The organism is Marinobacter adhaerens HP15 (genome assembly GCF_000166295.1).
Lineage (GTDB): Bacteria > Pseudomonadota > Gammaproteobacteria > Pseudomonadales > Oleiphilaceae > Marinobacter > Marinobacter adhaerens.
The window spans coordinates 3,030,468-3,042,211 of sequence record NC_017506.1; the positions used below are offsets into that span (position 1 = coordinate 3,030,468).

Here is an 11,744-nt window from a genome sequence, read left to right on the forward strand (position 1 = left end):
ACTCTGACGGGCAGCCCATGACTGACTCCACTGAAATCAGCTATTCAAAGCGCGCTTCTGGAAAAAGACTGGCGATGTTCAGTCTGTTGTTTCTGGCGCTCACCGCTGCCGGGCTGTATGCCGTTTACCATCTGTTCGCCGAGCGCACCCTTACCTTCGATACCAGGCTGATCGCTCCGGGAACCCTGTTATCGGTGGCTGGCCTTTTGCTGGTTTATTTTATCTCGGATGGCCTTCGGCTCTATTTTACCCTGAGAGCCCTGGGGCACAGGATTCCCCTGCCGGCCATGGTGCGACTGGTGTTTATCAATCTGTTCTTTTCCAACATCACGCCGATGGCCACCGGGGGCGGTTTCGCCCAGATCTGGTTTCTGAGCCACCATGGCGTTCCGATTGGGCGTGCGACGGCTGCGACCACGATCCGGACGATCCTGGCGGTGCTGTTCATATTTTCGCTGACGCCAGTATTCCTGCTCACGCTCAAACCCCTGGACGGCAATTCCATTACTGGCGATATCGGTACCGCTCTGGCAGTTCTGATTGTGTTGTACCTCGGCTTTTTCCTGGTTCTGCTGTTCCGGACCCGCTGGCTGATCGGCCCCCTGACCCGGCTGCTGAGGGCCGCGCGTCGGCTCCATCTGATCAGTGAACCCCGCCATCGGCGCTGGCAGTTCAAGGCACGCCGGGAAATGCTCCGGCTGTCACGGAGTTTTGGTGATTACCTGCGTGGTGCGCCGGTATTCGTCTGGCTGTCCATCCTGTTCACCGCCGTGTTTCTGCTTAGCCTGTTCAGCTTCCCGGCGCTGCTGATGCACAGCCTGGACTACCGTGTTGACTATGTGATGTCCGTGGGCCTGCTGGTTGTGACCACCTTCGTGATGTACTTCTCGCCCACGCCGGGCGCCTCAGGCATCTCGGAGGGTGTTTTCGGGAGCTTCTTCCGGGATATCCTCTCGGGAAACCACCTGATTCTGGTCATCGTCTGCTGGCGTCTGCTGACCATCTATCTGGGCATGATTATCGGGCTGGTGGTGCTACAGAAGGAACTTGTTGCCAATCGCAGGAGAGCCGGATGATCTTCCGCAACCCACTCAAGCTGCTGTTTTACCTCTGCCTTCTGGTGGTGTTTCTGCTGGTTGGCTACAAGACCTACCTGAATCTGTTCACGGAGGATTTCGAGGGGGTACATACCGAGCAGGTAGAACGGATTTATCAGGCACTTGAACCCGGCGAGCCCTTCAGTTTTGCGGTGGTGGGCAATATCAATAACTCGGTGGGCATCTTCGAGGACCGCATCATCCCGGAGCTGAATCGATCCGGGCTGGATTTTCTGGTTTCGGCGGGGAACGCTGTCAGTGGTGGCGGCGAAGACAAGTACCGGGCACTCTACGGCACTCTGAGCCACCTGGAGATCCCCTATCTGCTTACCTTCGGTGCCCACGAGTACGAGGATTTTGGCAGCTTCCGATTCTACGATCACTTCGGCCCGCACTTCTTCAGTATCGAGGCCGGTAACAGCCGGCTGATTTTCCTGGACAGCACCGGCAAAACACCCTGGCGCTGGCAGATCCGCTGGCTGAAAGACCTGTTGGCCCAGGACACCTCCCGGGCTCGGATACTGTTTATTGGCCACCCTCCCCTGCACCCGGACGAAAATGCCCCGTTCGATCAGAAAGAAGATTACCTGGCGCCCCCCGAGTTCCGGGATGCCCTGCTGGCGGCAATCAGGGACCATGGCGTGGACCGGGTATTTTCCGCCAATCTTTCGCTCTATGCCGAGGAGCAGGTAGGCGAGACCACGTTTGTGACGACCGGCGGTGCCGGTGGCCTGGTGATGAACAATGACACCAGCTTCTATCACTACGTGCGGGTAAACGTGGACGCCAACGGCGAGGTAAGCCACAGCCTCCAGCGCCTGAAGGTGGGCCAGCACCCGATCCTGAAGCGCCTGGAAAGCCTCTGGTTCTTTATCTACTCGCTGTTCTATACCGGGTATCTGAACTTTATTCTGATCGTCGCCGTGTTTGCGGCCATTGCGATCAAGCTGTACGGCGCCATTTTCATCGGCAAGGATTATTACCCGGACTACGACCTGGACCCTTCGCCCTGGCTGGACAGACCGATGCGGGTGGCCATGTTTACCAACAACTACCTGCCGTTCATCGGTGGGGTACCCATTTCCATTGAACGGCTGCGCCGGGGCCTGGAAGCGCTTGGCGATAAACTGCTGGTCGTGGCGCCCCGCTACAAGGGGCAGCCGGAAACCGAATCCCACGTTTTGCGAGTGCCCTCGCTACTGGCCATGGGCGAGAAGCGGGAATTCCGGCTGGCTAATATTTTCCTCGGGCGGATTCGCAAACGGGTACGGGCATTCAAGCCGGATATCATCCATCTGCACCATCCGTTCTGGCTGGGGTCGCTGGGCCTGTTCGTGGCGCGCACCCTGAACATCCCGGCCATCTACACCTACCACACCCGCCTGGAGCATTACGCCCACTTCGTGCCGCTGCCCGGCATGCTGTTCCGGAACCTGATTTCCCACGCGCTGATCAAACGCTTTGCCAACAAGTGCGACGGCGTGATCGTGCCTACCTACTCCACGGAGGAATACCTGCGGATGATCGGGGTTAAAACACCGACCTTCGTGCAGCCTACCGGCATTGAATATCACAAGTTCCAGGAGGTTCAGGAGAAGGACGTCGAACAACTCCGGGAGAAGCTGAAGCTCAGGAATGAGAAAGTGTTTGTCAGTGTTTCCCGGCTCTCGAACGAGAAAAATATCGACTTCATGATTGAGGCCATTGATGCCCTGCGGCGGGAAACCGATGTGCCCTTCCGGTTCCTGATGATCGGCGATGGCCACCAGAAGGATCGCTTGCAGAAGAAGATCGAAGACCTGGGACTTGAACAACACTTCACCCTTGTTGGTGCCGTGCCGCCGGACGAAATGGCCATCTGGTACCGACTGGGGGATGCCTTCCTGTTCGCCTCCATCTCCGAAACCCAGGGCATGGTGATTCTGGAGGCGATGGCTGCCGGTTTGCCGGTCGTAGCGGTTCGCTCCAGTGGTATTGAAGACGTGGTCCGACACGGGTTCAACGGCTTCAAGACGCCGGAAAAACAGGACCAGTGGCGGGCGCAGGTCAAAAAACTGCTGGAAGACGACGAGCTGCGCGAAAAACTCTCCGAACAGGCCCTGGAGTTTGCCAGGGACTACTCCGTAGAGCAGTTCGCCCAAGACGTTCGCACCATCTACGCCACCACACTCGCCATGGCCGCGAAGAAACGAAAAGGCTCGATAATCCATCCTGAATAGTTGGGGTTACAGTTTTCCGCAGCGGCCTGATCGGGCTAGACTGAATTCACGTATTACAAAGACAGTTTTAGCTATCAGACCTGGTTAATTATCGGAGACTAACGTGAGCGGCATCCCCGTCGGAATCAGCACCTGCCTGCTGGGCAAGGAAGTTCGCCATGATGGCGGCCATAAACATTCCCGCTACTGCACCCAGGTGCTCTCGAAACACTTTGATTTCCGCTCCATCTGCCCGGAGCTGGAAGCGGGCCTGGGCGTTCCGCGCCCGGCGATCCACCTGCGCGAATACAGTGATGGCCTGCGCCTGATCGAGACCAAGGGTGCGGCGGATCACACTGATGCCATGCAGGGCTTCATCGAACAGGTGATGCCGACCCTGGCAGACCTTCGTGGTTACATCCTGATGGCCAAGTCCCCCAGCTGTGGCATGGAGCGGATCAAAGTACACAACGAGGATGGCAATGTAACCCGCCGGGATGGCCGGGGCATGTTTGCCGAGGCGCTGCTGAAGGCCTACCCGCTGATGCCGGTGGAAGAGGAAGGCCGACTGAACGACAACATGATCCGGGAGAATTTCGTTGAAAGGGTTTTCGCCTACGACGACTGGATGCAGAACGTGGCCGGAGACAAGCTCTCGGCCAGGGCGCTGATTGAATTCCATACCCGCCACAAATTCCAGCTTCTGGCTCACTCCGAAAAGATCTACCGCCAGCTTGGTCCGATGCTTGGAGACCTGAAGTCCGAGCCGTTGGAAGACATTGCTGAACGCTACATCCACCAGTTCATGGAGGCCATGAGCAAGAAGGTAAGCCGGGGTTCACACATGAACGCCATGCAGCATCTGATGGGCTACCTCAGGGATTCCATGGGCGATGAAGACCGCAAGGTGTTGATGGAGCAGATGGAGGCCTACCATCGGGGCGAGGTACCGCTGGTGGTTCCCATGACGCTGCTGCGTATGGCCCAGAGAAGGGAGCCGGTGGATTACCTGCATGCCCAGCAGTACCTGACGCCTTATCCCGATGAGCTGGGACTCAGAAACAACGTCTAGAAACCGTAGAGCAGCGAGAGTGACGTTTCGGTGTCGGTGTTTTCGGAGCCGGCCGGAGCGTCAGACACGTGCTTGACCCGGAAAGCCGCCTTCATGGAGAGGTTGCCCACCACGTTCGCCTGCAGCGATGTTTCCGATTCGGTCACCGTGTTGTTTTCGTCCAGGCCAACTTCGGTGCTGAGCTTCTGACGGAACAGGGAATTTTCCGAAAGGGCGTAATCAAACTGGCCAGCAAGGCGGGCGATGGCCTCTTCCTCGGTGTCCTCGCCTTCGGCATTCACCATATCCAGCTTGTTATACCGATAACCGACACCGGCTGACAGGTCGAGGAAGGACCGCTCACCAGAGTTCCAGACCCGGTTGCCGTAACCCGTGGTTACGGTTGATTCGAAGTCGTAGCCGGAGAAGCGATCGTCTTCATAGGAGCCACGGAGAAACCAGTACTGGTTCTCGGCGAACTTGTAGTCGGTCTCCAGGGCGGCCTGATATTTCTCGGCAGTGGTTTCGTCTTCAGTCTCGGAATAGTTGGTGCGGAATTCGCCGGTGTTGCGCCAGGTTTCGACTTCATGGACCAACCCCAGGCGCCCCTTGATGTTGGTCTCTTCGGTATTGCCCGAGGTAATCAACACACCCAGTTCGGTTTCGCCCTTCCAGTTATCGGCGTCCTGCGCGCTGGCAAAGGGCGCGATAGCAACTGCGGTAATGGCTACAGCCAGTCGTAAATCCATGAAGTCTCCTTTCTGGGTTGGTCAGGCCCCGTCGGTGCTTCTCGCCCTCTCGCCATCCAGGCTTTTCCGGGCCTGACGTTCTCTTTCCGCCTTTTTCCGGGCCTTACGCTCGGCGATGATGCGTGCAGCTTCTCCGCCCACGTGGGCTTCGCCCCGCTCCTCTGCCAGACGCATCTGGCGTTCACGCTCGGCAAACCGGGCTTTCTGCTCTTCGGTCAGCGAATCGATGCACTGATGGCAGCTCACACCCTGCTCATATTCGGGGCGCTGCTTGTCTTCTTCGGTGATCGGCCTGCGACAGGCATGGCACTGGTCGTAATCGCCACGCTCCAGCCGGTGGTTAACCGTTACCCGATCATCAAAAACAAAGCACTCTCCGTGCCACAGGCTCTGCTCTTCCGGTACCTCTTCCAGATATTTCAGGATGCCGCCCTTGAGGTGATAGACCTCCTCGAAACCCTGCTCCTTGAGATAGGCGGTGGATTTCTCGCAACGGATACCGCCTGTGCAGAACATGGCCACCTTCTTGTGCTTCGAAGGATCCAGGTTCTGCTTCACGTATTCCGGGAACTCCCGGAAGGTATCCGTGGCCGGATTGACGGCATTCCTGAACGTCCCGATTTCCACTTCGTACTGGTTGCGGGTATCCACCAGCACCACGTCCGGATCGGAAATCAGATTGTTCCACTCTTTGGGATCCACATACGTGCCAACAATCCGCTTCGGATCGATACCGTCCACACCCATGGTGACGATCTCTTTCTTGAGCTTCACTTTGGTGCGTTTGAACGGCTGGATGTCCACAAAGGACTCTTTGTAATCAATGCCGTCGAACCGCTCGTCGCTGGCGATCCAGGCTTTCACGGCATCAATGCCTTCGCGGCTGCCGGCAATGGTACCGTTGATGCCTTCGCGCGCCAGCAGCAAAGTGCCATGCACGTCTTTATCAAGCATCAGATCCAGCAGCGGCTGGCGGAGGGATTTGTAATCGTTCAGGACTGCGAACTTGTACAGTGCGCAGACAACAACATTGTTGCTCATCATGTTCTCCTGCGGGCCGGACCGTAAATCCGGAGCATGGTTTCGGGGTTCATCTAAGGCGGGAGCCTGAGAGGGCGCAAATTTTAACCAACTCAGGCTCACGATCAAGTGCGGGGTTACCCGGGGCTCAACAGGTCACTCCGCCCCGTTGGCCAGTTCACGTTCAACTACGGCAGAGAGCTGCCCCCAGCCGGGACGGGTCAGGCGGATGTTATCCACCAGAACCGTCGGTGTACTGGTGACTCTCAGTTGCATGGCCACCTGGCGGCTCTGTTCGACTGCTTCACGGTGCAATTCCGTGGTCATACAACGGCGAAAGCGACGCTCTTCAAGGCCCAGATCACCGGCGTAGCGGGTAAAGGTGGCAACCGGATCGTTTGAACCGCTCCACTCGGTCTGGGAATCGTAAAGGCGTTCGTGCATGGCCCAGTAGGCGTCCTGGTCTCCGGCACAGCGTGCTGCCTGGGCGGCCAGCATGGCGTTCTGATGCTGCTGTAATGGCAGATCAAAGTAGACAAAGCGAACCTTGCCCTCAGCCACATACTCTTCCTTCAACTGCTTGCTGGCAGAGGCAAAGTTGCCGCAGGCGGGGCATTGATAGTCGGCAAACTCACGCACCACGACCGGTGCGTCGTCGGGACCCACGGAGACACCGAACTGGTCTAACTGGGCGGGGAAGTCCTCGGCATTCGGAGCGGCCACAGGCAGCCCGTCAGACGTGGGTTTTGGTGGAGCGGTCAGGAAAAATACACCAAGAAGCACTGCCGCAAGCGCAAGCAGTCCGATACCCGCATACAAAAGCTTGTTTGATTTTCCTTTTTGGGGCGGCGGCGCACCGGTTTCCTTGCGACGTTTTGCTTCACCCATGGAGGGACTCCTTATTGTGTTTCTGGTTTCCGGAATTAATTAGCTCGCGACCGTTTTCAGATCGGGCGTGGCACGCTAAGATCCTTTATATCCTACAAAAGTTCCAACAAAAATTAAGGAATCCTCATGCCATTGCCCGCTTCCCTGACAGACTCTCTCTCACTGCCCCTGGTGGCCGCACCCATGTTTCTGATCTCTGGGCCCGAACTGGCGCTCGCCTGCTGCAAGCAGGGCATCGTTGGCAGTTTCCCGGCTTTGAACCAACGCACCAGCGAGGGCTTTGAGGAGTGGCTGATCCAGATGAACGATGAGCTGGCCGCTTACCGAAGCGCCAATCCGGAAGCAAAAACGGCGCCCTACGCCGTGAACCTGATCGTGCACCGGACCAATCCGCGCTGGCAGGCAGACCTGGAACTGTGTGTTAAACACAAGGTGCCCATTATCATCACCTCCCTGGGCGCCGCCAGCCAGGTGGTGGAGGCGGTGCACAGCTACGGCGGGGTGGTGTTCCATGACGTGACCAACCAGAAGCATGCCCGCAAGGCGGCCGAAGCCGGTGTGGACGGCATTATTGCCGTGGCAGCGGGTGCCGGTGGCCATGCGGGCACGATCAACCCGTTCGTTCTGGTGCATGAAATCCGGGAAGTCTTTGACGGCACGATTTTGCTGGCCGGGGGGCTGTCCCATGGTGAGGATCTGCTGGCGGCCCAGGCCCTCGGTGCGGACCTGGCCTACCTGGGTACCCGTTTTATAAACACGTTCGAGTCCCAGGCCGATGAGGCCTACCGGAACATGATCATTGAGGCAGTGTCTGGCGACATTATCCATACCCCGGCGGTATCCGGTGTGCCCGCCAGCTTTATGCGCCAAAGCCTGGAAGCGGCCGGCTTCCCCATGGACAAACTTAACCAGGCCGGCGAGATCAACTACGGGGAAAAGCTGAAGCCCATTGATGATGAAGCCAAGGCCTGGAAAACCGTATGGTCGGCCGGCCAGGGCGTCAGCCAGATCCACGACGTGCTCACCGTCCCGGAACTGGTGAGCCGTCTGTCCGAGGAGTACAGAAACGCCCGGGAGCGCCTGTTATCGACAGGTTCCTAAACCTGGAACTGTGAGGCTTTATCCTTCAACGAGGTCAGTGTCCGGGCAATCTGGCCGCTGGCCTCGTCGGAGCGCTCAATGGCTTCCACCGTCTCGCGGGAGGAGCCTGCAATATCGCTCACGCTCACACTGACTTCACTGGCATGCCGGCCCTGCTCTTCCGCCACGGATGAAATAGCCATGGCCCGATCCTGAAGGCTGCTGAGCAACTGGTTGATCCGGTCGAAATGCTCGTCAGCCCGACGGAACTCCGACGACGACTCCGCAACCTGCCCTGACACCTCGCCAATGGCGCTGACAGCCTGCCGGCTGCCCTGCTGCAGACGTTCAATGATGGACTGGATTTCGGTGGTGGATTCCTGGGTCCGGCTCGCCAGAGTGCGGACCTCATCGGCCACCACGGCAAAGCCCCGGCCGGATTCTCCGGCACGCGCGGCCTCGATGGCGGCGTTGAGCGCCAGCAGGTTGGTCTGCTCTGCGATGGCGCCGATCACCGACAGCACCGATCCGATTTCCTTGCTCTGGTGGTCCAGCTGATTGACCGCTTCCACCGCCTGTTCAACATTACGGACTACCTGATCCAACCGGTTCCGCACTTCCCGGGAAATCCCCGCGGTGGCCTCACTCTCGGAACTGACGTTGCTGACCGAGCCTGCGATATCCTGAATGTTTTCCGCCACCTCGGAAATACTCCGGGACATGGCATCCATGGTGCCGGACACCTCCGCCACTTCCTGTTCCTGACGGTTCACGGCCGCCACCGCACTGCGGCTGATGTCACCCTGAGCCTGGGCCTGGCCGGCGGCCGATTCGGCAGACTCTTTCACGTCGGAGACCAGCTCCTGGATACGGGCAATGAACCGGTTCACGCCCTCGGCCATCTCCGTAAGCTCATCATTGCCTTTCATGGACACCCGGCGGGTAAGATCGGCCTCGCCATCGGCGATACCCCAGATCGCCGAGCTCAAACGGAAAACTCTGGGCAGCAAGCCTCCGCCGAGCACCAGTGCCACCAGCAGGATCAGAACCACCACGGAACCGATTGCCAACATGCTCAAATTGGCGGAGAGGCTCGAGGCTTCGGTATTCAACGCCTCCACAGTGTTCTGGATTCTGGAGCGAGTGTCAGCGTCCATACTCGCCAACTGCTGCTGAAGGCGCTGGTTAACCTGCTCGGTTTCTGCTTCGAGGGTGTCATGCAGCGCGTCGATGCTGCCGGTGATGGTAGCGCTGAATTCCTGCTCCAGGGCCGCCAGGTCCTGATTGATGCCTTCGAGCGACAGTCCCAGCTTCAGCTGACCAATGGCGGAACCCTGGGGAGCGATATCGGCCGTAATGATGACCACGTTGGGGTCGCGACTTGCCGCATCCAGGACCCGATTTGCCGCACCACGACCTTCCCCCTGCTCCATTAAGGTGCGTACCCGGTCATCGGTGCGGTCCACATAACGGGTCAGGCGTTCACCGTACTGGTCGTAATACACGGCAAACAGAACGGATTCACGGGCGTCGGCCAGCTCGACAAGATCGGTGAGGCGCGGGACATCCCGATCCCAGATCAGCGGGGCCGCAACAGCGGCGAGGACATCAGCCAGACCCTGAGCTTCCGCCATGACAGCGGTGCGAACGTTGCCGGCAACGCGTTCTTGTTGGGCAGTCTGCTGGCGGGTGAGTTCGGCGGAGAGTTCCTCGGTGGTCTTCTGCCGCATGGTCTCCAGGCGGGATCGGACATCCTCACGGGTATCCCCGAAGGAGGCACTGACCTGCTGGCTACTGGCCTCAAGGGCGGACCCTGCGGTGTCTACCAGGCGCTCTACCTGGCTGGAAATCAGCCACTGGCTGACCAGGACCTGAACCAGACCGGCAACGACCAGAACAACAAAAACCGGTCGGAGAAGGCGGCTAGAGATCAGCCGCCGGATAAAACTGAGTGACATACGGACTCCGCTAGCATGTGTGCTTCATGCATCCTGCACAGTCGGCAACAGCGTCCCTGCTTGGCGTGTCCGTATGTATAGCAAAACCCGGGCCTGAATAGCGCGCTTTTATGTACGGGTTTTGTAGTTAATCGTCATCGCTTTCTTCGAGTTCGATTTCATCGGCCGTATATCCGGAGGCCGTTTTGCGATATTCCACTTCGAGAATGATCGGCGCATCACTCCCGAAGAACGCATCAACGATGTCGCCCCTCAACACATTGTCATAATCGGCACTTGAGTCGTTTATCTGCACCCCGAAGAGCGTGATGGTTCCGGGGATCGCGGAGATGCCACGAAGCTGGCCCTCAAGCTCAAACTTGTCACGATCTCCGAAGTCAGCCTCCTCGCTATCAACTTCTACCCTCAACGCATCGATGAAGATGTCTGCTCCCAGCTCCTTTTCGATGCCTTCAACCTCAACTGCGGTATTGCCCACAGGAAGCATCTGGAGTGTGATGTCAGAACCGTCCTCAACGGTGAACGTTGTGTTTGGACCTACCCGGACCTCAACGCCCCCGATGAAGAACGCACTGTCGGTCGTTAACGAAACCACGCCCCTGATTTTTGCGTCGCCGTCCCGCAGTTCAATTTCCTCAGCTTCAACAACCGTATCCGAGACGAATTGCCCCTCCACCTGAATCAGGAGGCCTTCGGTAAGCTCGTCGAGAGTAATGCTGTCATCCAGTTCGGTTGCATCTGTCACCCGAACGGTCAGGCCTCCCATGGTGAACTCGCCGGGAAGTGTGCCAGCACCGGAAGGCGCGTAAGACGCATCGATGATTGCAGTAAACTCGATATCGTCGGCACTGCGGCGACTGAAGCGTCGGGCGTCGTCCCGGTCAATGGTGGCGGCAGTCAACACACTTCCTGACAGGGTTCCTTCTACCTCCCGGACAGCGCCGTTGATCAGGTTCGCCTCGGTCAGGTCTGATCCGAAACTGACGCTGTTCTCATCATATTCAACGGTGATCGTGCCAATCGTGAATTGATTCTGGGATATATCCACCGCTGACAATGTGCCTTCCAACTCGATACTAGTCAGATCCGGATTGATGACCTCAATGTAGCCGGCCCGATAGGAGCCATCGGCCTGACGCCAGGCGCTGACACGGACATGATCTGTGATAGAGGGTTCGCCAAGCAGTGTGGCGTAAGTTGTGCCGCGAACCACCGTCTGGCGATCAACCCGCACGGATTGCCCCATCACTGAAAGGGTCACGAATTCACCGGCACCACTTGGATCGGCAGTCACCAGGTCTACCGGACCCCGCAATGTATCGTCGTAACTGAGCTTCTCGGCCGTGCCTTTGCCATCATCAAACCACTCGCCTTCAACCCTGAGAATCATTCCTTCGCTCAGCAGGCCCTCAGCGGTGATGCCATCGTTGCTTTCCACTTCCCGATTCGGAATGTCATCGGTGCTGAATTCAACGCCATTAACAAAAACACTCCCGAATCCGGAAACCGGACCAACGCTGGACCCGGTGCCCCGGATACCACCATCGGCAACATCAAGGCCTCCGCCAGCGCCACCGCAGGCGGAGATCGCCCCGAAGACCACTGTTCCGGCTGCCAGCCCAATAACACGATTGCAGAAGTGCCGTTTCATAACTTTTATCTCCGTAGCCGGCGTTCCTGGCCGGCATCTGTCATATCGCTTC

At 58.2% G+C, this 11,744-nt stretch carries 9 protein-coding genes; 4 read left to right on the top strand and 5 right to left on the bottom strand.

The window, feature by feature from the left end; translation table 11 throughout:
• Positions 1–17 precede the first annotated feature (17 nt).
• The 3 genes from HP15_RS14350 to HP15_RS14360 all read left to right on the top strand — a co-directional run bounded on the left by HP15_RS14350 (position 18) and on the right by HP15_RS14360 (position 4,367).
• A complete protein-coding gene (locus HP15_RS14350) occupies positions 18–1,076 on the top strand; it encodes a lysylphosphatidylglycerol synthase transmembrane domain-containing protein (RefSeq protein ID WP_014578148.1) in 1,059 nt (352 codons plus the stop codon).
• Positions 1,073–3,316 carry a glycosyltransferase gene (locus tag HP15_RS14355; protein ID WP_014578149.1) on the top strand — a complete coding sequence of 748 codons (2,244 nt, stop codon included), beginning with the start codon at positions 1,073–1,075 and terminating at the stop codon, positions 3,314–3,316. The genes HP15_RS14350 and HP15_RS14355 overlap by 4 nt, the downstream gene beginning before the upstream one ends.
• A 103-nt stretch (positions 3,317–3,419) precedes the next feature.
• Entirely contained in the window at positions 3,420–4,367 is a 948-nt protein-coding gene (locus tag HP15_RS14360; RefSeq protein WP_008175265.1) for a YbgA family protein, read from the top strand.
• Here the strand turns inward: HP15_RS14360 and HP15_RS14365 are convergent.
• From HP15_RS14365 to HP15_RS14375, 3 genes are all read right to left on the bottom strand, one after another.
• Positions 4,364–5,095 (bottom strand): DUF481 domain-containing protein, encoded by a 732-nt coding sequence (locus tag HP15_RS14365; RefSeq protein WP_014578150.1) that lies wholly within the window; start codon positions 5,093–5,095, stop codon positions 4,364–4,366. The genes HP15_RS14360 and HP15_RS14365 overlap by 4 nt on opposite strands.
• Positions 5,096–5,116: 21 nt before the next feature.
• Positions 5,117–6,136 (bottom strand): oxygen-dependent tRNA uridine(34) hydroxylase TrhO, encoded by a 1,020-nt coding sequence (gene trhO / locus HP15_RS14370; RefSeq protein ID WP_041645530.1) that lies wholly within the window; start codon positions 6,134–6,136, stop codon positions 5,117–5,119.
• Positions 6,137–6,271: 135 nt separating this feature from the next.
• A complete protein-coding gene (locus HP15_RS14375) occupies positions 6,272–7,003 on the bottom strand; it encodes a DsbA family protein (protein ID WP_014578152.1) in 732 nt (243 codons plus the stop codon).
• Positions 7,004–7,129: 126 nt separating this feature from the next.
• Between HP15_RS14375 and HP15_RS14380 the strand changes: the two genes are divergently transcribed.
• Entirely contained in the window at positions 7,130–8,104 is a 975-nt protein-coding gene (locus HP15_RS14380; RefSeq protein ID WP_014578153.1) for an NAD(P)H-dependent flavin oxidoreductase, read from the top strand.
• On the opposite strand, the gene HP15_RS14385 is transcribed toward HP15_RS14380, so the two are convergent.
• Together HP15_RS14385 and HP15_RS14390 are read right to left on the bottom strand one after the other, a co-directional pair.
• Positions 8,101–10,041: a methyl-accepting chemotaxis protein gene (locus tag HP15_RS14385; RefSeq protein WP_014578154.1), complete on the bottom strand. Its 1,941-nt coding sequence runs from the start codon at positions 10,039–10,041 to the stop codon at positions 8,101–8,103. The two genes, HP15_RS14380 and HP15_RS14385, sit on opposite strands and share 4 nt — an antisense overlap.
• Positions 10,042–10,168: 127 nt before the next feature.
• The gene (locus HP15_RS14390) at positions 10,169–11,692 is read right to left on the bottom strand and encodes a DUF5666 domain-containing protein (protein ID WP_014578155.1); all 1,524 of its coding nucleotides are present in this window, start codon (positions 11,690–11,692) and stop codon (positions 10,169–10,171) included.
• Between the last annotated feature and the right edge of the window lie 52 nt (positions 11,693–11,744).

Bases quoted from the DNA above. Each gene is read 5' to 3' on its own strand.
- HP15_RS14350 (WP_014578148.1), top strand. From the start codon at position 18: ATGACTGACTCCACTGAAATCAGCTATTCAAAGCGCGCTTCTGGAAAA.
- HP15_RS14355 (WP_014578149.1), top strand. From the start codon at position 1,073: ATGATCTTCCGCAACCCACTCAAGCTGCTGTTTTACCTCTGCCTTCTG.
- HP15_RS14365 (WP_014578150.1), bottom strand. From the start codon at position 5,095: ATGGATTTACGACTGGCTGTAGCCATTACCGCAGTTGCTATCGCGCCC.
- trhO (WP_041645530.1), bottom strand. From the start codon at position 6,136: ATGAGCAACAATGTTGTTGTCTGCGCACTGTACAAGTTCGCAGTCCTG.
- HP15_RS14375 (WP_014578152.1), bottom strand. From the start codon at position 7,003: ATGGGTGAAGCAAAACGTCGCAAGGAAACCGGTGCGCCGCCGCCCCAA.
- HP15_RS14380 (WP_014578153.1), top strand. From the start codon at position 7,130: ATGCCATTGCCCGCTTCCCTGACAGACTCTCTCTCACTGCCCCTGGTG.
- HP15_RS14385 (WP_014578154.1), bottom strand. From the start codon at position 10,041: ATGTCACTCAGTTTTATCCGGCGGCTGATCTCTAGCCGCCTTCTCCGA.
- HP15_RS14390 (WP_014578155.1), bottom strand. From the start codon at position 11,692: ATGAAACGGCACTTCTGCAATCGTGTTATTGGGCTGGCAGCCGGAACA.